This is a genomic window from Lentiprolixibacter aurantiacus (assembly GCF_026241225.1).
GTDB lineage: Bacteria > Bacteroidota > Bacteroidia > Flavobacteriales > Flavobacteriaceae > Lentiprolixibacter > Lentiprolixibacter aurantiacus.
Genome location: NZ_JAPFQP010000001.1, coordinates 1,183,310 through 1,210,174, shown reverse-complemented (window position 1 = coordinate 1,210,174; position 26,865 = coordinate 1,183,310). Strand labels below are relative to the sequence as shown.

Below are 26,865 nucleotides of genomic sequence, written 5' to 3'. Positions count from 1 at the left end.
CAGTTAAAACTATTTCTTCCTTTTCCCGGACATGTGTGCCTTCCTGCGCTTTTCACGTTCCTGGGCATCTATAACGGCTACTGCGGTCATATTGACCATTTCCTCCACACTGGCGCCCAGCTGCAGTACATGGACTGCCCTTCTCAGGCCAAGCATAATGGGCCCTATGGAATTTGAGGCATGTACTTCCTTCAGTAGTTTGTAGGTGATGTTAGCAGATTCCAGGTTGGGAAATATGAGTGTATTGACCCGTTTGTCTACCAGATTTGAAAATGGGAACTGGGATTTGCGCAATTTACGGTTGAGGGCAAAATCAGTTTGTATCTCCCCGTCCACAATAAGTTCGGGATGCCTTTCGTGTAACAGCCTTACCGCGTCTCTTACCTTAGTGGCATGCGGATGACTGGAGGCTCCAAAATTCGAATAAGACAACAAGGCCAGGACAGGATCAAATCCAAATGCCGTACCCAGATTGGCGGTCATCCGCGTAATTTCTGCAAGTTCCTCCGCATTGGGATCAATGTTGATTGAGGTATCTGCCAAAATTAACGGACCTCGGTTGGTAATCATGATATGGGCCGTGGCAGCCTTGGTTACATTGGCGGAACGACCTATAACTTCAAATATGGGCCGGATTACGTTATTGTAGGCACGAGAATGGCCGGTGATCATGCCATCGGCGTCACCAACCAGCACCATCATAGACCCAAAGTAGTTTCTTTCCCTCATCTTGGTACGGGCTCCGTAAAGGGTAACCCCGCTTCGCTTTCGCGCATCAAAAAAGCGCTCGGCATAAATTTCCCGGGTCGCCTCACTGGAGGGATCCTTGGGATCAATTATCGGCACATCCGCATCAAATTCCAGCTCCTTCTTCAATTCTTCAATAACCCCGTGATTACCGAGCAAAATGGGGAGTGCAAATCCATCTTCGTAAGCGATCTGGGCCGCCTTAAGCACATCCAGATGATTCGCCTCGGCGAAAACAATTTTCTTTGGGTTTGCCTTGGCCCTGTTCATCAACAACCGGATCACCTTATTGTCATCTCCTGAACGGGATAGCAATTCTTCCCTGTAGCGTTCCCAATCCGCCACAGGAGCTTTTGCTACTCCACTTTCCATAGCAGCCCTGGCTACGGCCATCGGGACTTCTGCTATAAGCCTGGGATCAAAGGGTTTGGGAATGATATAGTCCTTGCCAAAAGTTAGTTTGGTTTCTCCATAAGCAATGTTAACCTGTTCTGGCACTGGTTCTTTTGCCAGATCGGCCAGGGCTTTTACCGCGGCCATTTTCATTTCTTCGTTGATCTTGGTTGCCCTTACATCCAGGGCACCCCTGAAGATAAAGGGGAATCCCAGTACGTTGTTTACCTGGTTGGGGTGGTCAGACCGGCCTGTAGCCATAATGATGTCTTCCCGGGTTTTACAGGCAAGGTTGTAGTCAATCTCCGGGTCCGGGTTCGCCATGGCAAAGACAATTGGGTTTTCGGACATGGAGAGCAGCATTTCCGGGGTCATTATATCTGCAATGGAAAGGCCAATAAAGACATCAGCACCTTTTATGGCCTCCTCAAGAGTGGAAACCTTAAGGTCTGTTGCGAATTCCAATTTTTCAGGGGTGAGCCCTTCCCGGTCTTTGCGTATAACCCCCTTGCTGTCCAGCATCAGGATGTTTTCGGCTTTGGCTCCAAAGGCCTTGTAAAGACGGGTACAGGATACGGCAGCTGCACCAGCTCCGCTTATCACGATCCTTACCTCCTCCATTTTCCTGTTGGTTAGCTCCAGGGCATTAAGCAGGGCTGCTGCTGATATTATGGCGGTACCATGCTGATCATCATGCATTACCGGGATATCCAGCTCCTCCTTCAGGCGCCTTTCAATCTCAAAAGCCTCCGGGGCTTTGATATCTTCAAGGTTTATCCCTCCAAAAGTAGGAGCTATGGTTTTGACCGTTTCTACAAACTGGTCAACATCTTTGGTATCAAGCTCAATATCTATTCCATCGATATCAGCGAATATCTTGAAGAGCAGGCTTTTTCCTTCCATCACAGGCTTTGCTGCCTCAGGGCCAATATCTCCCAGACCGAGGACTGCGGTCCCATTAGTAATCACCGCCACAATATTCCCTTTAGCGGTATAGCGATACACGTTTTCCCTATCCCTATTGATTTCCAGGCAGGGTTCGGCCACTCCGGGTGAATAGGCAAGCGCCAGGTCCCTCTGGGTAGCATAGGGTTTGGTTGGAACCACCTTTATCTTACCCGGTTGGGGTTTGGCGTGGTATACCAGCGCTTCGCGACGTTTTTTATTGTTCGTCATAGGATAGAATAAAGCACAAATTTACGGGTATTCCCCTGAATTTGGGAAAATCACCTGACAATATCAGGCAATATCTAATCCCCGTTGGGATCCTTGACCACTTTTAACCGGAGAGCCAGACTGGCTGCTATTACAAAACAGGTACCGGCAAACAACATGGCGTTCACCGAATTTGCCCCGAGCAGGTTTTTAAAGATCGGGCCAAAGGTGAGCGTTTGTATCCCCATGGGAATCACAATCATCATATTAAGGATTCCCATATAGACCCCCCGCCTTTCCTGGGGCACAATTTTGGATACCATACTGTAGGGGATACCCATCATCGCTGCCCACCCTATTCCGAACAACACCATAGGGAATAATACATAAACAGGGTCCGTGATATGAGGTATGGCGAAAAGCGCAATAGATGTCCCAAAAAGGCTCAGTGCATATATTCTTTTTCCGCCAAACTTCATCGTCAAGGGCACCAGGATAAGGGCTACTACTGCAGTTACCACATTGTAAGTGGTGCTCATCTTTGCTGCTTGGGCAGCCGCCTGTGAGGTGTCGAAGCCCATGGTAGTCCGAAAAAGTGGCGTAATAAACTGCCAGTAAATAAAGAGGGCGTACCACTGGAAAAGGTACACTACGGAAAGGCTCCACATGAACTTGGGCATATCCTTAACCGCATGGGCAATTTCAACAAATGGCACTTTGAATCGTTCTGAAAATGAAAGTGCCTTGTGCCGGTTGATCTCTTCCAGTTCCTCATCGGTTGGTGGAATTTCAGGTGTTTTCAATACGGACCACAAAATGGTGGCAATAGATAAAAAAGAACCTATAAAGAACGAATAGTACAACCACTTTGGCACTTGTCCGCTTATTTCCTCTCCTCCTCCAAACCAGTCCTGGAACAAAAATATTGAGGCATTGGCCAGCAAAATACCAGCTCCTACAAACAAGCTCTGCATCTGATAACCAATGCTAAGTTGTTTTTCAGGAAGCTTATCGCCCACAAAAGCCCTGTAGGGCTCCATGGCCATATTATTCCCAACATCCAAAATCCATAGTAACCCTACGGCGAACCATAAGGCCGGACTGAGCGGAAAAGCAAACAGGCACAAGCTCCCCAAAAGGGCGCCTATAAGGAAAAATGGCTTCCTCCTCCCCCATCGGGGAGACCAGGTTTTATCAGAAATTGCCCCTATCAGGGGCTGGACAATCAGTCCGGTAACGGGGCCTGCGATATTTAAAATGGGTAAAATTTCCTCTGAGGCCCCCAGGAAAAGGAATATCGGATTGATGGCACTCTGTTGCAGTCCAAAACTGTACTGTATTCCCAAAAATCCAACATTCATGTTGAATATCTGCCAAAAACTAAGTGTTGGTTTTTTTATTCTCATTAGTTAGTTCAATGTGGTTTCAGTTGGTTTTACTCTATCACGGCAAAAAACAAAGTTCCAATATAGGGCTTTATCCAGCTCATTCGACATATTAAGCCCCTCTTTGGGTTCATGAAGGCCCGTATCCGGCAAGAAATTTATTCCAGGAACCTGATATTTCGTTTCAGTCCGGCATATTTGGTGCGCTTAACTGCGGATTTTTTGAAGACCTTCCGGAACACTTCTGCCGTGATCTCCTCCCAGTCTTTTTTGCCCATGGCCAGCAGCTCCGGATGGGGTTGAAACAAGGGTTCGCTGTGGGGCCTGGAGAAACGGTTCCAGGGGCAAACCTCCTGGCATACATCGCAACCAAATATCCAGTCATCAAACTTGCCCCTCATTTGACTGGGGATCTCATTTTTCAGTTCGATGGTAAAGTAGGAAATACACTTGCTCCCATCCACCACATAAGGTTCAACAATGGCCTGGGTAGGGCATGCATCCAGGCAGGCCGTGCAGCTGCCGCAGTGATCTGTGACAGGGCCATCGTAGTCTAATTCCAGATCAACGATCAGTTCTCCGATAAAGTAATAGGAACCCACTTGCTGTGTAAGGAGGTTGCTGTTCTTCCCTATCCAGCCCAGGCCACTTTTTGCTGCCCAGGCCTTGTCCAGAACAGGAGCAGAATCTACAAAAGCCCTGCCATTTACTTCTCCAACAGACTCCTCTATAAATTCCATTAATTGTCTCAACTTGGACTTCATTACATGGTGATAGTCCTGGCCGTAGGCATACCGGGAGATTTTATAGGTCCCTTCATCCTGGGTTTTTTCCGGGAAATAGTTGAGCAAAACAGAGATTACGGATTTTGCGTCATCAACGAGTAAACGAGGGTCCAGGCGTTTATCGAAATGGTTCTCCATGTATTGCATTTCTCCCTGCATACCCTTTTTTAGCCATTTTTCCAGACGAGGGGCTTCTTCCTCAAGGAATACGGCTTTGGAGATACCGCATGACAAAAAGCCGAGGCGTTTGGCTTCGGCTTTGATTGCTTCCGCATGTTTTTCGGGAGATCCCATTATAACCCAAAAATAAGCAATCCTAATTTTGAGCAATAGAAAAGAAATTAAAACAAAAAATCCTTCAATACTAATAGATTCCTTCCCATTTCAATTGTAAGGTTTTTATGCCTGATCAAAGTCCCTAACAGGAACTCCTGGGGTGGAAAAGAATGGGAACTTTCTTTGGCTTTAAAGAAATGAGCGGATCCAATTCCAGCTCATTTGCTGGAGATTCCAGACGATATTGCTTTGCAATAAGTCCCAGCGTAATCATCATTTCATACATGGCAAAATTATTACCCACACACATCCTTGGACCTCCGCCAAAGGGGTAATAAACCTTTGAAAAATCTTTCTTGCGCTCTGGTGCAAAGCGTTCCGGATTGTATTTTTCAGGATCTTCCCAATGTTTTCTGGAGCGATGCAGCTCAAATATGGAAAGTAGTACCAGGGTGTCCCGGGGAAAAATCAGCTTGCCCGCCTTATCCTCCTGTACGGTTACGCGGTCTATAACGTAAACGGGAGGGTACAGCCTCAGGGCTTCTTCTATACACTGCTTGGTGAATTGCAGTTTGGGAAGTTCGGCAAGTAAATCTGCCCCTTCCCAATCTATGTTCTTAACTTCCTCATAGAGTTTATCCTGAATTTCAGGGTGCCTGGCCAAAAGGTAAAGGGAAAAGCTCAGGGCGTTGGCCGTAGTTTCATGACCTGCGGTAAAGAGGATGAGTACTTCATCTATTAATTGTCTCCTGGGCATAGGACTTCCATCTTCATAGCGGGAGTTCAGCAACATATCCAACAAGTCGTCCGGGTGTTCCTTGCTGCTTATACGACGCTCAATCAGTTCATCCAGAAGGTTTCTGCCCTCTTCTGCCATTTTCAGGTGCCGCTTGATCCTGCCACTCAGGTGAAACCACCATTTCAGATAGGGCTGGCGCATTTCCTGTATCAGCATCCGCTGGTTATCCTCAGTAATTTGCTGTAGCCGATTCATCTGGTGGGAAATATTCGATCCGCTGAAAAGAGATCTGGCTACCACCTGAAAGGCGAGATCTCCCATAAGGGGAAACACATCTATAATTTCTTCCGTTGTGATGCGTTGCAATTCCCGGGCAATGGTTTCCTTCATTATGCCAAACAGTCCGGCCAGTTTCTTCCTGTGAAATGCCGGTTGTATCATGCGGCGGTGCACCCTCCAGTGTTCCCCGGTAGCGGTGAGAATACCCTCGCCTATATAACGGGCCAGGTCCCGGGTTTGCAATGTCGATTTCTGGTAGTTCTTGTGGTTCTTTTGCAGCACATGCGCAATAATACCGGCATCCCTGGTAAATACCACCGAGGGGCCAAGTATTACCTTAACTCTGAAGGTGTCACCAAGTCGCTCAAAATTTTCTCTGTGGAAGGGTAAGGGGTTTTTGAGGATCCTCTTCCTGTTTTTGAATACTTCCCGTCGGGAGATAGTGGGCAGGTTCTTCATTGTTCTTCCAGAAACCAGTCAATATGACTGCATTTGGCACAGACATAACAAAAGGCGCTGCGGTTGGCCCAATCTAAATTTAAGAAGGTTGCAGCCCTGGTGTTTAGTTGAGAACGCCTTTTATAAAATGTATCGTGATCGCAAATCCTGCAATGCAGCGTTTTCCCCTGAATCCTTACCTTAACGGGAGTTTCTTCTTTTTCGAAAAGAGGCATAATTATAAGTATTAATGTACAGCCTGCTCAGAATAAACCGGCCTGAGTTCCTCCTTTTATTCTTCCCAGATGTTTGTAGGCCAGTTCAGTTACTTCCCGGCCCCGGGGTGTCCTCATGATAAACCCCTGCTGAATCAGGAAAGGTTCGTACACCTCCTCAATGGTTTCCGCATTTTCCGATACAGCGGTGGCCAGTGTACTGATACCTACAGGACCTCCTTTAAACTTATCAATTATTGTTGCCAGGATCTTATTGTCCATCTCATCCAGGCCATGGGCGTCCACATTAAGGGCCTTCAATCCAAAACGGGAGATTTCAATATCTATGCTTCCGTCTCCCTTGATCTGTGCAAAATCACGCACCCTGCGCAAGAGGGCATTGCTTATACGGGGTGTACCCCTGCTCCTTCCCGCAATCTCAATAGACGCCTCATTGGTAATGGGTACTTTCAGTATATCTGCACTTCGCTGTACAATGGTTGAAAGCAACTCGGTGGAATAGTATTCCAGTCGACTGGTAATGCCAAACCTCGCACGCATTGGAGCTGTAAGCAGTCCGGATCGTGTAGTTGCACCTATAAGGGTAAAAGGATGGAGGTTGATCTGTACAGAACGGGCATTGGGGCCGGTTTCGATCATGATATCGATCTTATAATCTTCCATGGCCGAATACAAATACTCTTCAACCACGGGGCTCAGCCGGTGGATCTCATCAATAAAAAGCACATCGCGCTCCTCCAGGTTCGTAAGCAGGCCTGCCAGGTCACCAGGTTTATCCAGAACCGGTCCGGAGGTTACCTTTATCCCTACACCCAATTCATGGGCGAGGATATGCGCCAGGGTTGTTTTACCCAGGCCGGGTGGACCATGCAGCAAGGTGTGGTCCAGTGCCTCACCACGCAGGTTAGCTGCCTCAACAAAGACCTTCAGGTTTTCCAGAACCTGGGCCTGACCGGTAAAATCGTCAAAAGATATTGGCCTCAGGGCCTTTTCTATGGCCAGCTCTTCCTGAGACAGGTTTTGGGTAGAGGGATCCAGGTTTTCATTCATAAACCAAAGATAGTAAAAATAGGAAGGGTTGCTGCCTATCCCTTAAGGATTAAACGCCCCGGAAACAGGGTGTTTCAAATGTGGTTTTGATATGATAATTATCATCTTTTTTACTGAGATTTATCCTCTACTTTGCATTGTATTTAGGTACATCACGTATATTTAAAAAAGTATCATTTAACGCCAATAAAAAGAAAATACAACCTTCAAAATTAAGAATCCATGACAGCAGCTTTTAATTTGAGACAGTACGGGATAGAAACTGAAACCATATATCGGAATTCCAGTGTTCCCGTGCTTTATGAACTGGGACTGAGAATGGAAAAGGGAACCGCAATTTCCAATGTTGGTGCCTTGATGACCTATTCCGGCGAGAAAACCGGTAGGAGTCCAAAAGACAAGAGAATTGTAAGGCATCCAGATTCTGAAAACAATATCGATTGGGGCGAAATCAACATGGGTCTTGATGAGCATACCTTTATGGTAAACCACGAAAGGGCCATTGATTATCTGAATAGCCTTGATCAGCTTTATGTAGTTGATGCCTTTGCCGGATGGGATCCAAAATACCGCCTCAAAATACGTATTATTTGTACTCGTGCTTACCACGCCCTGTTCATGCAGAACATGCTGATCATGCCTACTGCAGCGGAACTGGCCAACTTTGGTGAACCCGATTACGTGGTATTTAACGCCGGTGGCTTCCCTGCTAACCGATACACTTCAGAGATGACCTCCAAGACCAGTGTAGACCTTAATCTGGAAAGGAAAGAGATCGTGATCCTGGGTACGCAATATGCAGGTGAGATGAAGAAAGGGGTATTTACTGTAATGAATTACCTGATGCCATTGGAAGGTGTATTGCCAATGCACTGTTCTGCCAACGTTGGGGAAAAAGACGATGTTACTATCCTCTTTGGTCTGTCCGGAACCGGTAAGACTACCTTGAGTGCCGATCCTAAACGCCGATTGATAGGAGACGATGAGCACTGCTGGACTGATGACGGTGTCTTCAATATAGAAGGTGGATGCTATGCAAAAGCTATCAACCTTTCTGCAGAGAAAGAACCCGATATCTTTAATGCCATTCGTTTTGGTACGGTTCTGGAAAATGTTGTGTACGACAAGGATACCCGTGAAGTAGATTATACGGATACTACCATCACCCAGAATACGCGTGCATCCTATCCATTATCCTTCATAGATAATATTCAGGTGCCATGTATGGCAGGTCATCCTGAAAACATCATTTTCCTTACCTGTGATGCCTTTGGTGTACTGCCTCCGGTAAGCAAACTTACTCCTGAGCAGGCCAGTTACCACTTCATAGCCGGATATACGGCTAAAGTGGCCGGAACTGAGATGGGTGTAACCGAACCTCAGGCAACATTCAGTTCTAACTTTGGAGCCGCCTTTATGATGTGGCACCCAAACAAGTACGCTGAAATGCTGGCAGAAAAAATGAAAAAGCACAATACTACTGCCTGGCTGGTGAATACCGGTTGGACCGGTGGCGCACATGGTGTGGGGTCAAGGATCAACCTTAAATATACAAGGGCTATGATAGACGCCATCCACAATAAAGACTTCAACAATGTGGAATACACTACGGATGAGGCCTTTGGCTTCGAGATTCCATTGAGTTGTCCCGGAGTACCTGCAGATGTGCTGCTACCTAAGAATACCTGGAAAGACAAGGAGAAATATGAGCAAACGAAGAGGAAGCTTATAGGTCTCTTCAATGATAACTTCAAGCAATTTGAGGCCGGAGTAAATAAGGAAATAATTGAAGCCGGACCTAAATTAGAAGTCTCTGTTTAATCAAACTCATGGTTTAACAAGAAACCCTGTAGTATGAAATGTTACTACAGGGTTTTTTTATGTCCTAATGCAGAATTGAACCTTGTTAGTTAGTCCTGTTCCTTGTGCAATTCTGCCCTGTCTTCAAAACTGGTTATGATAATTGACGGGGTTCCATAAAGGTAGGTACGCGAAGCACCAGAAGCCAGCAATTCCAGTTCCCTCAAGGCATATATCCGGGCAACTGATGTTTCAGTTGTCTCCAAGCGTATCATAGCTGATTCCAGTTTCTGGGCTTTAAGATTAGGGCTTCCTTTTAGTTTGATATGCAGGCTGTCTGAAGTACCCTCCAAATCGGCCGTGGTATTCCCTTCCATTTGCACCTGGTGCTGTCCGGTAACACCATATAACTGAACACTGGCTTTATCTTTAAGTGCCAGATTCAGGGAGTCTGCTTCCAGGTTAAAATTCCCCTTGCTGTTTTCTTCCAGAGACAGCCCTACTATGGCGGCGTTGGCCGACAGTTCAATTCGGGCCGTGCCACTGGACATTACGGATAGTTCGTCTGCCTGTATCCGCTGGTTGGTGACTATGGATCCATTCCGGACTATAAGCGATTTCAACTGCCGGTAGTTTACCGTAATATCAAGTTGTTTCTTGCTTGTTATTTTATAGAAGGAGCTTATGGTCAGGGTGCTGTCTACCACCTTGAAGCGAAGTATGTCAATCAGGTTATCATCACCAATTATAGAATAACTCTCAGAAGCACTGTCGTCCAGGTTGATTTGCAGATCGTCCTTCAACTCTATGGTATGAAAAGCCGATAGCGGTTCCAAGACTTCAATAACATTTCTGTTTCCCTTTATTTTTGGCGTTCTCTGGGCGAAGGTCACACCAAAGGAAAGGATAATTAAGATGCACAGTATTTTTTTCACCTTTGGAAATTTTGTGTTCTGATTATAAAATTAGGGGAAAATACTTTAAGTGAATCAGGTACCCCTTCTGTCTGACAATAAAAAGGCCCATCAAAAGATGGGCCATTGTTCTTTATACTAAATAAGTCTTTAGTGATTCAGTTCTTCCTCATCCTCCTGCAAGGGGACATTCTGGGGAACAAAATCCTGACCGGCTATAATGTATTCTCCGTTCTCCCTGGTCTTGCTGTAGTCATAAGCCCAGCGGTGTACTTCAGGGATTTCTCCTTCCCAGTTTCCGTGGAAATGCTCTATGGGTGCTGTCCATTCCAGGGTATTTGATTTCCATGGATTCTGAACGGTGCGCTTACCATAGAATATACTGTGGATGAAGTTGTATACAAAAACCAGCTGTGCAGCCCCTGCGATCAGTGCGAAAACAGTAACCAGCACGTTTACATCGGCCAGTTCATCAAACATGGGGAAAGCTGTGTTTTCGTAATACCTCCTGGGAACCCCGGCCATACCAACAAAGTGCATAGGGAAGAATACCCCATAGGCACAGACTGCTGTTACCCAGAAGTGAACGTATCCCAGGTTCTTGTTCATCATGCGCTTGAACATCTTGGGGAACCAGTGATATACACCAGCAAACAGTCCGTAAAGTGCGGAAATACCCATTACCAGGTGGAAGTGTGCCACCACAAAATAGGTGTCGTGCACGTTGATATCCAGCGTAGAGTCTCCCAAAATGATCCCGGTAAGACCTCCTGTAATGAAGGTAGAAACAAGACCTATGGAAAACAGCATGGCAGGATTCAACTGCAGGTTACCCTTCCAGAGTGTAGTGATATAGTTAAATGCTTTTACTGCTGATGGGATAGCAATCAAAAGGGTGGTAAAGGTAAATACCGACCCCAGGAAAGGGTTCATCCCGGATACAAACATGTGGTGCCCCCAAACGATGGTAGACAAAAAGGCAATGGCAAGGATAGAAGCTACCATCGCACGATAACCGAAAATAGGTTTACGCGCATTGGTAGACATTACCTCAGAGGTAATACCCAATGCAGGAAGCAATACGATATATACTTCAGGGTGCCCAAGGAACCAGAACAGGTGTTCGAACAATACCGGGGAACCTCCCTGGTAGTGCAGCACTTCACCCTGGATAAATATATCCGAGAGGAAGAAGGAAGTTCCGAAGCTTCTGTCCATGATCAATAAAAGGGCAGCCGATAAAAGCACGGGGAAAGAAATAACCCCAATGATAGCCGTTACAAAAAATGCCCATATAGTTAGTGGCAACCTTGTCATGGACATACCTTTAGTCCTCAGGTTGATTACCGTTACGATATAGTTCAGGGAACCTAACAGGGAACTTGCAATAAAGATAGCCATGGATACCAGCCAAAGCGTCATACCCATACCAGACCCAGGCTGTGCCATAGGCAGTGCACTAAGAGGAGGATAGATGGTCCAACCGGCTGCCGCAGGTCCTGCTTCCACAAATAAGGAAATAACCATGATAATACTGGATAGGAAAAACAACCAGTAAGAAACCATGTTCAGAAAACCTGACGCCATATCCCTTGCCCCAATCTGAAGCGGGATAAGAAGGTTACTAAAAGTACCACTAAGTCCGGCAGTCAGCACAAAGAATACCATTATGGTCCCGTGGATAGTTACCAGGGCCAGATAAACGTCGGCATCCATTACTCCATCAGGAGCCCATTTGCCAAGCAAGGTTTCAAAAATGGGAAAGGATTCCCCCGGCCATGCCAGTTGCATGCGGAATAACAGGGACATGGCGATCCCAATAAAGCCCATGATCAAACCTGTGATCAGGTATTGCTTGGAGATCATCTTGTGATCCTGACTGAAAATATACTTGGTTATAAATGTCTCTTTGTGGTGATGATGCCCGTGGTCGTGTGCATGTTCATCTCCCGTTGCATGTGCTGTTACAGACATAATTGACTTTTTAAATTTTCTTTTCTTTTTATAGCAAAATTATTTCATGGAGGCCATTAAATCCCCAAAGGTTTGTTGACTGGCGATCCATTCGTTGTATTCTTCTTCGGTTTCCACGATTATCTTCATCTGCATGTTGTAATGTGATTTTCCACATATCTTATTGCAAAGGAGTACGTAATCGAATTCCCAGGGGTCAGAGTTTGGTTCGCCATTGGCTGCCCTTTCTGCCCTGATGGCATTGGTTCGGTTAACCTTGTCTACAATCTCCGGCTTGAGACGCATTTCTGCAGTAGTGATTGTTGGTGTAAACGAAAATTCTGTAATCATTCCAGGCACACAGTTCATCTGAGCCCTGAAGTGAGGCATATAGGCCGAGTGCAGGACATCCTGTGAACGCATCTTAAAATTGACTTTCCGCCCCACCGGCAGGTGTAGTTCTTTCACTATAATATCATCTGCAGCATTGGGATCAGATTCATCCAAACCAAGCACATTGGCCTTGTCTATATCGATCATCCGTACATTGGCATCACCCAACACGTTATCGCCTCCCCCGTATCTGGCTGTCCAGTTAAATTGCTGGGCATAAAGCTCTACGATCAAGGGGTCATCGTCTTCGTTGATGTCCATGATATTGGTCCAGGTATACAGTCCCCAGAGGATAAGGCCGGCAAGTACAATAACCGGAATAATGGTCCAGATAAACTCCAGGCGGTCATTATCAGCAAAAAACAAGGCCTTTCTCCCTTTTTCACCCCGGTATTTATATCCGAAGTAGTGAAGCAGTGCCTGGGTAATGGTCTGTACAATAAAGATAATAACGAAAGACCACAGCAGCAGGCTATCGTATTCTCCTCCATGCTCGGAAGCTGCTTCCGGCAAGATAAACTTGGAGTATTTCCAGAAACAGAATATGGTTATCAGGTAAATAAAAACCAGGAATGCAAACAAGAGATAGCCGTTGTATTTATTATCCTTGTCGTTTGCCACCTGTGTAATCTCGGCCTTCACCTGCGACAATTCAAATATTTTTGTCATCTGCCAGATGGCGATGGCTACTAATACTAAAACTGCTATTGTTAATACTGTACTCATTTCAACTCTTCAAATTAGTCTTTACTACCTCATTAATAATGAAACTGACGGCTCTCTTCTATGTAAGGGTTTCGTGTTACCTGCAGTGGTGCCTTGGTCAGTGCCCTGAAAACCCAAAAGATAAAGGCTCCGCTAAAGAATGACAGCGCCCCCAGTTCAGGAAGTCCTATAAACCACTTGTCTCCCACCGCGGATGGCATAATCATGTTAAAAACATCCAGGTAATGCCCGAGGAGCACCACGATACCGGTCATTATTACAAACCAGTTAATGCGCTTGTAATCACTGTTCATCAGTACCAGCAATGGGAATACAAAGTTCATGGCTACCATTCCGAAAAATGGTAATTTATATTCTTCTATTCGTTGTACAAAATAAGTTACCTCTTCCGGGATATTGGCGTACCAGATCAGCATAAACTGTCCAAACCACAGGTAAGTCCAGAAAATACTAAAACCAAACATGAATTTACCCAGGTCGTGAATGTGACTGTCGTTTACATCGGGCAGGTAGCCTTTGGATTTAAGGTATATGGCTACCATGGCGATAACTGTTACACCGGATACAACCATACTGGCAAATACATACCACCCAAACAGTGTGCTGAACCAGTGAGGGTCAACGCTCATGATCCAGTCCCAGGACATCATGGATTCCGTTACCAGGTAGAATACCAGGAACCCTGCAGACCAGCGGAAGTTCTTTTTGAAGTTCGAATCATCATCAGCTTTGTCCTGCGCAATGGAAAGCCTGCGGGAAATTTCACGATATGCGATCCAACCGCCAAGGTAAATGGCTGCCCTGATCAAAAAGAAGGTGGGGTTAAGGTACCCCGCTTTATTTTGTATAATCTTGTCTTCGGCCACTACTTCGGGATCCATCCATGGAAAGAGGTGGTTGAAGTGAAGCACAGAAAGGACCAGCAACACAAATACAATTATACCACCTGGGACCAGATAGGCCGTAATACCCTCCATAACACGGAATAGCAAAGGAGACCATCCAGCCTGGGAGGCTCGTTGAATTCCGTAGAAAGCCAGGACCCCAAGGGAGATCATAAAGAAAAAGAAGGCTGCCACATACAGTGCTGCCCAGGGCCTGTTTGCCAATTGGTGGTAAACATGCTCATCGTGGGCGGCATGCTCTTCTGCTGACGCTTCATCGTGGGTTTCATGCCCGGCTACGGCATGTTCTTCTCCATGGGAGCCACCATGTCCGTCATCGTGGGCAGCGACAATCGCCTTTGCCTCCTCAACCGATCCGGGTGCGGAGATAAAACCAATAGTCATTCCAACGATTCCCAGAGCCATCAGGATGATCGCGCCTATTCTCAGTCTGTTCGAAAAGGTATACATAGTTCTGTCCGCTCTATTATTTTGTTAAGTCGTTTTTCAGTTTCATCACGTACTCGGATACCTGCCAGCGTTCCTCATAGTTCAGCTGACCCGCGTAGGAACCCATTGAATTCAGTCCATAATAAATAGTATGATAAGTACTTCCTGCGGTTATATTTCGTGCCGCATCGGCATAACTGGGAACCCCAAGGATTTTCTCTCGTTTTACGAGCGTACCCTGTCCCTTTCCCTGATTGCCATGGCAGATAGCACAATAGATATCATATAGTTCCTTGCCTTTGGCCAGGTTGGCTTCGGCCTTCAGTGAATCCAGTGGACTCTGCTGCGCCCTTGCCAGCTCTTTTCCTTCAGCGTCATTGCTGAACTCATAGGGAAGCCATCCTCTTTTCACCGTGTTCTCCGGTGGAGTCAGGGCCGCTGTGCCTTCCGGAAGAAAATCAACTTCCTGATAGGTTTCATAGCCAACAGGCTCATACATGTTGGGCATATACTGGTAATTTGGTCTGCTGCTGTCTGCACAGGATGCAGCTAACAGAAGTATCCCCAATACGATTACACTTTGGAATAACCCTTTCATCTCTTAATGACGCTTTTTAATAATATTCAGTTCAACAGCACCGGTCTCCAACAATAATTCTTTCAATTCATCCTCGTTGTTGTGCACTTCAACTTCCATTACAAAATGGTCATCGGTAGTACGCACATCCGGATTTTCGGCTTCCTTGAAGGGCCATAACTTACTCCTCAAATAGAAGGTGATTACCATAAGGTGGGCAGCAAAAAACACCGTCATCTCAAACATGATCGGAACAAAAGCCGGCATATTTTCAATATAGCTGAAACTGGGTTTCCCACCAATATTCATGGGCCAGTCCTGTATCATGATATAGTTCATCATAACTATGGCTATGGTTAGTCCTAAACAGCCATACATGAAGGAGGTTATGGCGATCCTGGTAGGCGCCAGTCCCATAGCCCTGTCCAATCCGTGAACCGGAAACGGGCAATAAACTTCTTCAATATGATGCTTTGCAGCCTTCACCTTTTTCACGGCATGCATCAGGACATCATCGTCGTCGTAATAAGCGTGTATTTTGGTTTCAGCCATAATTATTTGTCAGTGTTTGATAACGTTCCTTCACTATCCATGATGGTTTCTCTAACCACACCATCCTTACGGATCTTATACATCGGCTTTCCAGCCGCTCTAAGCGATTTATAGCGTTCTCCTGAGGATTTCAGGATAGACTTTACTTCTGCCTGCGCAATTACCGGGAATGTTCTTGCATATAACAGGAACAGGACAAAGAAAAATCCGATAGTTCCAATAAAGATCCCTATATCTACAAAGGTTGGAGAGAACATGGTCCAGGAAGATGGCAGGTAATCTCTGTGCAACGAAGAAACAATGATCACGAACCTTTCAAACCACATCCCAACATTTACTACAATAGATATGATAAAAGATACCATGATGCTGGTTCGGATCTTTTTGAACCACATGATCTGCGGAGACACCACATTGCATGACATCATCAGCAGGTATGCCCACCAGTAAGGACCTGTTGCCCTGTTGAGGAAGGCGTACTGCTCGTACTCTACTCCGGAATACCAGGCAATGAATAACTCGGTGATGTAGGCACATCCCACAATCGAACCAGTTATCATAATAACAATGTTCATCAGTTCTATGTGCTGAACGGTAATATAGGCTTCCAGGTTACATACCTTACGCATAATGATCAGCAGGGTCTGCACCATGGCAAATCCTGAGAAGATCGCTCCTGCAACGAAGTAGGGAGGGAAAATGGTGGTGTGCCATCCCGGTATTACCGATGTTGCAAAGTCAAAGGATACAATGGTATGCACAGAAAGTACAAGAGGTGTAGCTAACCCGGCCAGTACCAGGGATACCTCTTCAAAGCGCTGCCAGTCCTTGGCCCTTCCGGTCCACCCGAAACTAACCAGGCTGTATATTTTTTTCTGAAATGGTTTCACGGCGCGGTCCCGGATCATCCCGAAATCGGGAAGAAGACCAGTCCACCAGAATACCAGGGAAACCGACAGATAGGTGGAGATCGCAAATACGTCCCACAATAGGGGAGAGTTAAAATTCACCCAGAGTGAACCAAACTGGTTTGGAATAGGAACCACCCAGTAGGCGAGCCACGGTCTACCCATGTGGATAATAGGAAAAAGCCCCGCCTGGATAACCGAGAAAATAGTCATCGCCTCTGCGGAGCGGTTAATCGCCATTCTCCATTTTTGTCTGAACAACAGCAATACTGCCGAGATCAGTGTTCCTGCGTGACCAATACCTACCCACCATACGAAGTTGGTAATGTCCCAGGCCCAGTTAACTGTTTTGTTCAATCCCCAGGTACCAATTCCGGTACTTATGGTATACACTATTGCACCAATACCCCAGAGCAGCGCTGCAAGCGAAATGGAAAAAACAATCCACCAGTGTTTGTTGGCTTTGCCTTCCACTGGAGCAGCAATATCTACGGACACATCGTGGTAGCCTTTGTCTCCCAGAACTAAGGGTTTCCTGATTGGTGCTTCGTAATGCGATGCCATATATTGAATTTAGTTTATTATGTTGATTATGCTTCTTCTGTATTCCTCACTTTAACATGGTAGAAAACGTTAGGTTGCGTGCCCACGCTTTCCAGCAGGTGGTACATACGGTCGCTCTCCTTGAGTTTAGCTACCTGGCTCTCCTTATCGTTAATGTCTCCAAAAACAATCGCTCCGCTGCTACATGCATTGGAACAGGCCGTCTGGAATTCCCCATCCCTGATCTCGCGACCTTCTTTCTTGGCGTCCAGAATGGTCTTCTGGGTCATTTGGATACAAAGTGAGCACTTTTCAATTACCCCTCTTGACCTTACGGTAACATCCGGATTGATAACCATCTTACCGAGGTCGTTATTCATGTGGTAATCAAACTCATCATTATTATTGTAGAGGAACCAGTTAAATCGTCTTACTTTATAAGGACAGTTGTTTGCACAATAGCGGGTACCCACACAACGGTTGTACGCCATATGGTTTTGCCCCTGTCGACTATGTGATGTTGCAGCCACCGGACAAACCGTTTCACAGGGTGCGTGGTTACAATGCTGGCACATTACCGGCTGGAATGCCACTTGCGGATTTGCAGCAGCCTGTTCCATTTCACCAAATCCTACTTTGGACTCGATGGCACCGGATAGTCCTTCTTTTTTCTCAACATCTTCAGTAAATGTGTCTTCGGAAGAATAGTAACGGTCTATTCGCAACCAGTGCATATCCCTGGAGCGCCTTACTTCCCGCTTTCCTACAACAGGAACGTTGTTTTCTGCATGGCAGGCAATAACACAGGCACCGCATCCGGTACAGGCATTTAGATCAATAGACATATTGAAGTGGTGCCCTATGGAACGGTCAAAACTGTCCCATAAATCTACCGAAGTAGCGGGAACTTCCTGATGGTCCAGAGAAACTTTGGGTACAGGATTCCATTCTGCATGGTCCCTGGTATTGAAGATCTCAAGGGTGGTCTCTTTAATGATATCACCCCTACCCATCAGAGTTTTATGTAGTTGTATACAAGCAAATTCGTGCATTCCGGAGGATTTCTCCAGTTGCACGGATTGAATATTATTGAATCCGTTATAAAGCTTGAAGGCATTTACCCCGGTCATCATTTCGGGCTTCATCCCTACTCTTCTTCCAAAACCAAGGGCCATACCTATGGTGCCTGGTGCCTGTCCAGGCTGGATGATCACAGGAACTTTATTCAGCCTTACCCCGTTAACGGTAACCGTGGCATAGCTGCCATCCAGTCCCCCGTTGGCCACATTTTCGTTTACGAAACCTAATTTATCAGCATCCGCGCGTGAAATAGTAAGGTAGTTATCCCAGGAAACCCTTGTAATTGGATCAGGGAATTCCTGTAACCAGGGGTTTCCGGCCTGTTGCCCGTCTCCCATGCCTACCTTGGAGTAAAGTATGAGCTCCATTTCAGCACCTGCAGTCCTGGCAAGACGCTGCACGGACGCAGTCATGTCTTCCATACTGGCAGCTACTTCTGGATTTTCCTGCTCAGAAGAAGCAGCCATATCACCGCTAAGGGAATAAACACCATCATGAAGAGCCTTGTCCCAGGAGCTATCCCCGAGGATTGTGGTACTCCAGGTGTCTTTTATGTATTCGTAATAGGATTGTTCGCTATCCATCCAGTTAAGTACAGCCTGCTGGAACTGGCGGGTATCAAACAATTCCCGTATTGCGGGCTGGGTAAGACTGTAATGGCCTTTTTTCATTTCCACATCACCCCAGCTTTCCAGGTAGTGGTTAGAAGCAGCCACGTACTGACAAATCTCTGTAGTTTCGTTCTGGTTTGTAGAAAAAGCGACAGTCATGTCGACCTTACCAACTGCTTCAGCGAACTCCTCAGCATTAGGCAATGTGAACATGGGGTTCACCCCATCCATAATAAGCGCTCCCACATTACCAGCTTTCATATCCTGGATAAGAGCAGCCAGTGCTTCGCTATTCCCTTGCCTGATATATCTGGGGGAGGTAGCATCGAAGGCTTCACTGTTGAGCATTTTGTTAATGGAAAGCACCAGCTTTTGAGCATCCAGGTCATTCAACCCGGTTACCACCACAGCTTTGGCACCTGCATTCCTAATTTGTTCAGCAGCCTGATCCACAGCTTCCTTAATGCTGTCCTTCAAGTCCGTGCTTACAGTACTTCCATTGAGCTTTCCATAGAGGCTGGCAAGAGCTTTCTTTTGCTCCGCAGGAGTAAGCGGCACGCGTTTATCCGCGTTGGCCCCGGTGAGGGACATATTCGATTCAAACTGGATATGCCTTGACATTTTGCCCTCAGCAGGAACTCTTCCCCTGGCATAGCCGGAGTCATATCCACCCCCCTGCCAATCAGCCAGGAAATCAGCTCCGAAAGAAACTATAAGCTCAGCCTTGCTGAAATCGTAATCTGCAAGAGCTCTGGATCCGTATAGGGTCTCATAAGCTTTTACTGCTGCCTCCTCCGAGATCGCATCGTATGTTACGTGATTGACGTTGCCAAATTTCTCTTTGAAATCTGCCATCAGTCTGTTAGTAGACGGACTGGCATAAGTTTGTGTAAGAAAGGCAATTTGCCCACCTGAAGCCTGAAGGGAAGCAAATTTTGTTTTTGCAGCTCCATCCAGGGCATCCCACTCAATGGATTCACCATTAGCAGTAGGTCCCTGAAGCCGAGTACTATCATATAAGGACAATACCGAAGCCTGAATTCTCGCATTGGCACTTCCCAGAGTCTTGGCGTCCTTATTGTTTTCTACCTTGATTGGTCTTCCTTCTCTTGTCTTGATGAGGATACTGGCAAAATCGAAGCCATTTGCAATAGTAGTGGCGTAATAATTGGCTACACCGGGCACTATGCGTTCTGGCTGAACCACATAAGGAATAGATTTTCTAACCGGTCCCTCACAGGCAGCCATAGTTGCTGCAGCTGTACTAAACCCGACGTATTTAAGGAAATCTCGTCGGTTAGTGTTTCCACTGGAAAGGCCTTCCTTGTCACCAAGGAATTCATCAACCGGAATATCCTCAGGAAACTCATTTTGTCTTAGCGTCTCAATAATGGAATCATTCGGATTTAATTCCGCTTCACTCTTCCAATATATCTTGTTTGATGCCATGCTTTACGTCTGTTTCGCTTCTTGTGCTTTTATCTTAATAGTGACACTTACCACATTCCAGGCCACCCATTTGTGCTGCTGTAAGTTTGTCCACACCATATTTCTTGGATAGTGCCTCGTGAATTTTCTCGTAATACCCGTTGTCCTCAACCTTTATGTTGGTATCCCTGTGACATTCTATACACCAACCCATTGTAAGCGGAGCGTACTGGTACATAATCTCCATTTCCTCGACCGGACCATGGCAGGTTTGACATTCGATTTCGCCCACAGTAACGTGCTGCGCATGGTTGAAGTACGCCAGGTCTGGCAGGTTATGGATCCTCACCCACTCAACAGGTTGTGATTCACCGGTGTAGCGCTGATTTTCCTCATCCCATCCTACAGCCTTGTACAGTTTCTTGATTTCAGCAGTATAGAATTCGTTGGTATACCCTTTGGCCAGGTCTTCAGCGCTCGGGCCCTCAGGATTGCCTGTGTATTCGTAGATAGACTTGTGGCAATTCATACACACATTAAGGGAAGGTATTCCGGAATGCTTTGAAACTCTTGCTGAAGAGTGACAATATTTACATTCTATTTTGTTATCGCCTGCGTGGATCTTGTGAGAATAATGTATAGGTTGGATAGGAGCATACCCCTGATCAATACCAACCTGCATAAACCAGCCGTAGGCAAAATAAGCCGCTGCCAGTAAGAGGAAGATACTGGAAACCAGCACCAGAAACTGGTTTTTGGCAAAGGCCTTCCAAAGAGGCATGCGCTTTTCGGCTTTTGCTTTTTCGAGGACAACACCATTGGCCTCCGCAATTTTCCTCAAAGTATTGTTTACCAGGATGAGCATCATCACCAGCAAGGCAAAAACCACTACCAGGGCACCGAGGATCAGCTCATTGCTGATACCGGTATCCCCCGTTGCCCCATCTGTTGTCTGAGCTGCTGCAGTGGCAGCTGCAGGGGCGGGAGGAGGAGCTGCCGTATAAGCGAGAATATCATCGATATCTGCATTGGACAGGGTAGGAAAAGCCGTCATGGCCGCCTGATTGTACTCGTTGTAGATACGGACGGCATAAGCATCTCCGGAACTGATCATTCCGGCACTGTTCTTAATCCAGGAATACAACCATTCCTTGTCCAATCCTTCTTCTTCTGCAAGCCTGGCCTCAACGTTTGCCAGAGCAGGTCCCGTCATTTTCCTGTTCAGGGCATGACAGGCCGCACAGTTCTGATTAAACAATTGTTTTCCTTTTGCAGCATCTCCCCCGGAAGCGTCAGCGGCCTGTTCTTCAACAGCAGCCGTTTCAGCCTCGCCTTCCTGAGCGTACAGGGAGGTAGAAAAGAGTAAAAGGAAGGTAAAAGTACAACCGAAAAGGGTCAGGATTTGATTGCGGTATGAAACCTTTTTCATATTGGATTTGTTTCTATCGAAATCTTGGCACGATTATTACGGTGGATATCGAAAAAACGCGTAATTCCTCGGCGTTCAAATTGTCGTCAAAAATACAACATTGACTTTATTCTGAAAATGTTAAATTCTTGATAACTTCTAATTTATAATTATTCTAAATAACATGTTTTTCCCTTATTTTTAGGCTAATCCATTACTTTTGTCACATGGCTAAATATCAAAACAAAACGGCTAAAAAACACACACTGTTATTCTTTCTGCTACTGGCTGGCTGCAGCGGTTTTGCCTATGCGCAGCAGGGTGTGGTTACCATTGAGCAGGATCCAAAGATCGATCAGCTGATGCAAGTTTACAAAACTGCCAATGCTCGTTCAGCCTACTATACCATACAAGTGGGGTTTGGAAATTATGAAGAAGCTGAAGAGCTTAAAGATCTGGTTAAGATTGATTTTCCCGAGTGGACTCCACAGATTATTTTTGATTCTCCAACCTACAGGGTGCGTATTGGACAGTTCCGAACTAAACTGGAAGCCGAACGCAGGTTCATCGAAGTACGGAAGAAATACCCCGCAGCATTAATTCTCAAACCGGAGTCAGAAACGCGCATGATAAAACAGCAGAACTAAAGGCCCTGCTGCTTTTTTTACTTTTCAGATTGAAGTAAGGTTTAGAGGGTTTTCTTTACTGCTACTTCCTGGAAGGCTTCAACAATATCTCCAATCCTGATATCATTGTAGTTTTTGATCTGCAGTCCGCAATCGTAGCCTTTGGAGACCTCCTTTACATCATCCTTGAATCGCTTGAGAGACGCCAGTACGCCAGTGTATACCACTACCCCATCACGGATGAGGCGAATCTGTGAGTTGCGGAACACCTTACCACTAGTTACCATACATCCTGCAATAGTGCCGATCTTGGAAATCTTGAAGGTTTCCCTTATTTCTGCTGTTCCGGTAATTTCCTCCTTCATCTCTGGAGAAAGCATCCCTTCCATAGCATCTTTAAGATCATTTATGGCATCATATATAATGGAATAAATTCGGATATCAATTTCTTCCTTATCGGCTATATCCCGGGCATTGCCCATCGGTCTAACATTAAATCCGATCACTATGGCGTCTGAAGCAGATGCCAAAAGCACATCCGATTCCGTTATAGCACCAACACCTTTGTGTATGATATTGACCTGTATTTCATCGGTCGACAATTTCTGGAAGGAATCTGTCAGGGCTTCAACTGAACCGTCCACATCCCCTTTCAGGATTATATTCAATTCCTTGAACTCCCCAAGGGCAATACGCCTTCCGATTTCGTCCAGAGTAATATGCCTTTGGGTACGTACGGCTTGCTCCCTTTGCAACTGGCTCCTCTTGGCAGCGATTTGCTTGGCCTCTTTTTCATCTTCCAGCACATTAAACTTATCACCGGCCTGCGGTGCTCCGTCAAGTCCAAGTATGGAAATCGGCGTGGAGGGTCCTGCCTCTTTAACCGTTTTGCCTCGCTCGTCCTGCATGGCCCTGATCTTTCCACTACAGGTTCCTGCAAGCACATAGTCACCTATTTTGAGCGTACCGGCCTGAACCAGGATGGTAGACACGTATCCCCTTCCTTTGTCCAGGAAAGCTTCAACAACCGTACCGCTGGCCAGTTTATCCGGGTTGGCCTTCAGCTCCAGGAGTTCGGCCTCCAGCAAGACTTTTTCAAGTAGTTCTTTCACACCTTCCCCTGTCTTGGCGGAAATATCATGGGACTGGATTTTCCCACCCCAATCTTCCACGAGCAGGTTCATATTGGCCAGCCCTTCCTTAATCTTATCCGGATTAGCGGTTGGTCTATCGATCTTGTTTATCGCAAATACAATGGGAACTCCAGCTGCCTGAGCATGGCTGATCGCTTCTTTGGTTTGCGGCATGATATCGTCATCTGCAGCGATCACGATAATCGCAATATCCGTAACCTGGGCACCTCTCGCACGCATGGCCGTAAAGGCCTCGTGACCCGGAGTATCCAGGAAAGTAATTTTTTGTCCACTTGACAGGCTAACGCCGTAAGCTCCAATATGCTGGGTAATACCCCCGCTTTCACCGGCAATTACATTTTCCTGACGAATGTAGTCCAGGAGGGATGTTTTCCCGTGATCCACGTGCCCCATAACTGTAACAATAGGAGCTCTCGGTTTCAGGTCTTTCGGATCATCCTCCTCCTCTTCAATGGTTTCTTCTATATCTGCCTTAACGAATTCAACCTCATAACCAAATTCATCGGCAACTATAGACAGGGTTTCAGCGTCCAGCCGCTGGTTCATGGTAACCATGATGCCAAGCGACATACAGGCTGAAATAATATCGGTGATGGGCACTTCCATCATGGTGGCCACCTCCCCTACGGTTACGAACTCTGTAACCTTGAGGATCTTGCTTTCCAATTCCTGTTGTTCGAGATCTTTCTCCGTCTGCTGACGGTGCAATTCCCTTTTGTCCCTTCGGTACTTGGCCCCTTTTCCTTTTTTGGATTTGCCCTGAAGCTTTTCCAGGGTTTCTCTCACCTGCTTTTGTACTTCTTCTTCGGTAGGCTCTACCCTTGGAGCTGTGAAACGCTGTCCTTTCTTTCCGCCTTTGGCACGACCTCCTCCGGCATCCCTGTTGCTAACAATACGTTTCCTGCGTTTTTTCCTTTCCTTCTTATCAGCATCCGAAGCCTCCTCTTTCTTCTTCTTCGGTTTTTCGAATTTGGAGAGGTCTATCTTATCGCCCATGATCTTTGGGCCCGATAATTTTTGGTATTGCGTCTCTATAGACTGGGGTTCTTCCTTAACAACCTCCTCTTTTTTGGCAGCAGGCTTTTCTTTCTCTACTTTCTTTTCCGGGGCTGGCGCTTCTTCCTTAGGTTTGGGAGGTTCTGGTTTTTTATCCAGGTCGATCTTGCCAACCTTTTTAGGTCCGCTAAGTTCAACTTTGGCCTTTACCACTTCCCGCGCTGCTGCGCGCTTTTCCCTGGCAAGACGTTTTTCCTCCTGTTCCTGCTCCAATTGCAATCGTAAGGCTTCTTTTTCTTTTCGCTTCTCCTCACTAACTTCCAAGGAGGCAGCTTTTTTTGTCATATCCGTCTGAAACTCATCCAAAAGGACTTGGTATACCTCTGCGGATATTTTGGTTGTTGGCCTTGCATCCACATCGTGTCCTTTGGATGCAAGGAAATCAACCGCCCTGTCCAGCGAAATATTGAGTTCCCGAAGTACTTTATTAAGCCTTATTGTTGCGCCTTCTGCCATAAATATGCTTTACCTCTCTAAAATTCTGTGCTAATATATAGTTTAATCTTCAAACTCCTCCTTGAGGATGCGTACTACATCCAGGACGGTTTCCTCTTCCAGATCAGTGCGTTTTACCAGGTCATCCACATCCTGCTCAAGAACACTTCGCGCTGTATCCAGCCCGATTTTCTTGAACTCTTCAATAACCCATGCTTCAATCTCATCTGAAAATTCTGTCAATTCCACATCTTCTTCAACCCCTTCCCTGAATACATCGATCTCATAACCAGTAAGTTGACCTGCGAGCCGGATGTTATGTCCTCCACGACCAATAGCCTTGGAAACCTCCTCTGGCTTCAGGTAAACCTGCGCGGTCATGTTCTCATCATTCAGTTTAACCGAAGAAACACGTGCCGGACTAAGTGCACGGGTAACCATGAGCTGCGGATTGTTGGTCCAGTTGATAACATCAATATTTTCATTGCCCAATTCACGAACAATACCGTGAATCCGTGATCCCTTCATCCCTACACAGGCACCAACCGGATCTATGCGATCATCATAGGAATCCACGGCCACCTTGGCCTTTTCGCCAGGTATGCGCACTGCCTTTTTGATAGTGATCAACCCGTCGAACACCTCTGGGATTTCCTGGAAGAACAATTGCTCCAGGAATATAGGTGAGGTTCTGGACATAATGATCAAAGGTTTATTCCCTTTAAGCTCTACCGCTTCAATGATCCCGCGCACATTATCTCCCTTTCTGAAGAAATCTGAAGGAATTTGTTTTTCCTTCGGCAAAATAATCTCGTTGCCTTCGTCGTCAAGGAGGATTATCGCCTTGTGCCGAATATGGTGTACCTCGGCAGTGTATATCTCCCCTTCGAGATCTTTAAACTGCTTATAGATAGTGGTATTGTCATGTTCATGAATCTTTGAAATCAGGTTTTGCCTAAGCGCGAGGATAGCCCTGCGGCCCAGATCTACCAGCTTAACCTCTTCAGACACATCTTCCCCGACTTCAAAATCAGGCTCTATCTTGCGGGCTTCACTCAGAGCAATTTCTTCATTGGGATCTTCCACTTCTCCATCTTCAACAACCACACGGTTCCTCCAAATTTCCAAGTCCCCTTTATCAGGGTTAATGATGATATCAAAGTTATCATCGGATCCGAACTTCTTTTTCAAAGCATTCCTGAATACATCTTCCAAAATAGCCATAAGTGTCACCCTGTCGATGAACTTATCGTCTTTAAATTCCGAGAAAGATTCAATCAATGCAATATTCTCCATGTCCTACTTATTAAAAATTCAATTTTACTTTTGCTTCTTTAATTTCCGTTATCCGGATCTCCTGTGATTTCAAAACGGTTACCTTTCCCTTGCCTACCGGCTTGGGTTCCCTGCTCTTCCATTCCAGCACAATCCGTTTGTCATCCGCCTCAGACAAATTTCCTTCAAACTTGCTCTCCGCCGTCCTAACGGACAGCTTCCTCCCAATGTTTTTCCGGTACTGCCTGGGGTTGACTATCGGGGCTGTAGCACCGGCTGAAGTAACCTCCAGAGAAAAATCAGTTTCTTCCCTGTCCAGTTCCCGTTCAATTGCCCGGCTAACAGCAACACAATCCTTCAAAGTCACACCTTCGTCTCCATCGATCACAATCTTTATGGAATTGTCAGGTGTTACCTTAAGATCGATCAGAAAAAGTGAGGGGCTGTTGCTGAGCTCCTGTTCTAACAAACGGGCTACTTTCTCCTTCAATATCATTTCTGTAATAAAAGAGGGGACTTATTGTCCCCTCATGAATACATTACTATCCTTTCAGTGGCGCAAATATACAATATTTTTTATGAAAAACCGATTCATAACCACCGCTAAAT

The 26,865-nt window shown here is 46.1% G+C and carries 19 protein-coding genes; 2 read left to right on the top strand and 17 right to left on the bottom strand.

Annotated features, from left to right (window positions below; genetic code table 11):
• Positions 1–9: 9 nt before the first annotated feature.
• The 5 genes from OO016_RS05420 to ruvB form a co-directional block, all read right to left on the bottom strand.
• The gene (locus OO016_RS05420; protein ID WP_266011467.1) at positions 10–2,316 is read right to left on the bottom strand and encodes an NADP-dependent malic enzyme; all 2,307 of its coding nucleotides are present in this window, start codon (positions 2,314–2,316) and stop codon (positions 10–12) included.
• A gap of 74 nt (positions 2,317–2,390) precedes the next feature.
• Complete coding sequence (locus OO016_RS05415; RefSeq protein ID WP_266011466.1) at positions 2,391–3,701, bottom strand: MFS transporter; 1,311 nt, start codon at positions 3,699–3,701, stop codon at positions 2,391–2,393.
• A 137-nt stretch (positions 3,702–3,838) separates the two neighbouring features.
• Positions 3,839–4,759 carry a tRNA epoxyqueuosine(34) reductase QueG gene (gene queG / locus OO016_RS05410; protein ID WP_266011465.1) on the bottom strand — a complete coding sequence of 307 codons (921 nt, stop codon included), beginning with the start codon at positions 4,757–4,759 and terminating at the stop codon, positions 3,839–3,841.
• A gap of 124 nt (positions 4,760–4,883) precedes the next feature.
• Complete coding sequence (locus OO016_RS05405; RefSeq protein ID WP_266011463.1) at positions 4,884–6,218, bottom strand: cytochrome P450; 1,335 nt, start codon at positions 6,216–6,218, stop codon at positions 4,884–4,886.
• A gap of 242 nt (positions 6,219–6,460) precedes the next feature.
• Positions 6,461–7,483 (bottom strand): Holliday junction branch migration DNA helicase RuvB, encoded by a 1,023-nt coding sequence (gene ruvB / locus OO016_RS05400; RefSeq protein WP_266011461.1) that lies wholly within the window; start codon positions 7,481–7,483, stop codon positions 6,461–6,463.
• 222 nt (positions 7,484–7,705) lie between these two features.
• On the opposite strand from ruvB, the gene pckA reads away from it, so the two are divergent.
• The gene (pckA, locus tag OO016_RS05395; protein ID WP_266011459.1) at positions 7,706–9,304 is read left to right on the top strand and encodes a phosphoenolpyruvate carboxykinase (ATP); all 1,599 of its coding nucleotides are present in this window, start codon (positions 7,706–7,708) and stop codon (positions 9,302–9,304) included.
• Positions 9,305–9,393: 89 nt separating this feature from the next.
• Here the strand turns inward: pckA and OO016_RS05390 are convergent, their stop codons facing one another.
• The 9 genes from OO016_RS05390 to OO016_RS05350 all read right to left on the bottom strand — a co-directional run bounded on the left by OO016_RS05390 (position 9,394) and on the right by OO016_RS05350 (position 21,731).
• Positions 9,394–10,218 (bottom strand): GIN domain-containing protein, encoded by an 825-nt coding sequence (locus tag OO016_RS05390; RefSeq protein ID WP_266011457.1) that lies wholly within the window; start codon positions 10,216–10,218, stop codon positions 9,394–9,396.
• 129 nt (positions 10,219–10,347) lie between these two features.
• Positions 10,348–12,171 carry a cytochrome c oxidase subunit I gene (locus OO016_RS05385; RefSeq protein ID WP_266011455.1) on the bottom strand — a complete coding sequence of 608 codons (1,824 nt, stop codon included), beginning with the start codon at positions 12,169–12,171 and terminating at the stop codon, positions 10,348–10,350.
• A gap of 39 nt (positions 12,172–12,210) precedes the next feature.
• Positions 12,211–13,269 carry a cytochrome c oxidase subunit II gene (locus OO016_RS05380; protein WP_266011453.1) on the bottom strand — a complete coding sequence of 353 codons (1,059 nt, stop codon included), beginning with the start codon at positions 13,267–13,269 and terminating at the stop codon, positions 12,211–12,213.
• A gap of 32 nt (positions 13,270–13,301) precedes the next feature.
• Positions 13,302–14,624, bottom strand: coding sequence for a quinol:cytochrome C oxidoreductase (locus OO016_RS05375; RefSeq protein ID WP_266011451.1), 1,323 nt, complete (start codon positions 14,622–14,624; stop codon positions 13,302–13,304).
• Between the two features lie 16 nt (positions 14,625–14,640).
• Positions 14,641–15,201 carry a c-type cytochrome gene (locus OO016_RS05370; RefSeq protein ID WP_266011449.1) on the bottom strand — a complete coding sequence of 187 codons (561 nt, stop codon included), beginning with the start codon at positions 15,199–15,201 and terminating at the stop codon, positions 14,641–14,643.
• A gap of 3 nt (positions 15,202–15,204) precedes the next feature.
• Complete coding sequence (locus OO016_RS05365; protein WP_266011447.1) at positions 15,205–15,732, bottom strand: DUF3341 domain-containing protein; 528 nt, start codon at positions 15,730–15,732, stop codon at positions 15,205–15,207.
• 2 nt (positions 15,733–15,734) lie between these two features.
• Complete coding sequence (nrfD, locus tag OO016_RS05360; protein ID WP_266011445.1) at positions 15,735–17,204, bottom strand: NrfD/PsrC family molybdoenzyme membrane anchor subunit; 1,470 nt, start codon at positions 17,202–17,204, stop codon at positions 15,735–15,737.
• A gap of 26 nt (positions 17,205–17,230) precedes the next feature.
• On the bottom strand, positions 17,231–20,323 hold the full coding sequence (locus tag OO016_RS05355) for a TAT-variant-translocated molybdopterin oxidoreductase (protein WP_266011443.1): 3,093 nt from the start codon (positions 20,321–20,323) through the stop codon (positions 17,231–17,233).
• A 34-nt stretch (positions 20,324–20,357) separates the two neighbouring features.
• Positions 20,358–21,731, bottom strand: coding sequence for a c-type cytochrome (locus OO016_RS05350; RefSeq protein WP_266011441.1), 1,374 nt, complete (start codon positions 21,729–21,731; stop codon positions 20,358–20,360).
• 206 nt (positions 21,732–21,937) lie between these two features.
• Here OO016_RS05350 and OO016_RS05345 point away from each other — a divergent pair, with 206 nt between their 5' ends.
• Positions 21,938–22,357, top strand: a complete 420-nt coding sequence (locus tag OO016_RS05345) for an SPOR domain-containing protein (protein ID WP_266011439.1) — start codon at positions 21,938–21,940, stop codon at positions 22,355–22,357.
• 41 nt (positions 22,358–22,398) lie between these two features.
• Here OO016_RS05345 and infB read toward each other — a convergent pair whose 3' ends face one another.
• Genes infB through rimP form a run of 3 tightly spaced genes read right to left on the bottom strand, consistent with a single transcriptional unit; the run spans position 22,399 to position 26,749 of the window.
• Positions 22,399–25,002 carry a translation initiation factor IF-2 gene (infB, locus tag OO016_RS05340; protein WP_266011438.1) on the bottom strand — a complete coding sequence of 868 codons (2,604 nt, stop codon included), beginning with the start codon at positions 25,000–25,002 and terminating at the stop codon, positions 22,399–22,401.
• A gap of 42 nt (positions 25,003–25,044) precedes the next feature.
• Positions 25,045–26,277 (bottom strand): transcription termination factor NusA, encoded by a 1,233-nt coding sequence (gene nusA, locus OO016_RS05335; RefSeq protein ID WP_266011436.1) that lies wholly within the window; start codon positions 26,275–26,277, stop codon positions 25,045–25,047.
• A gap of 10 nt (positions 26,278–26,287) precedes the next feature.
• Positions 26,288–26,749, bottom strand: a complete 462-nt coding sequence (rimP, locus tag OO016_RS05330; protein WP_266011967.1) for a ribosome assembly cofactor RimP — start codon at positions 26,747–26,749, stop codon at positions 26,288–26,290.
• Positions 26,750–26,865: the final 116 nt, after the last annotated feature.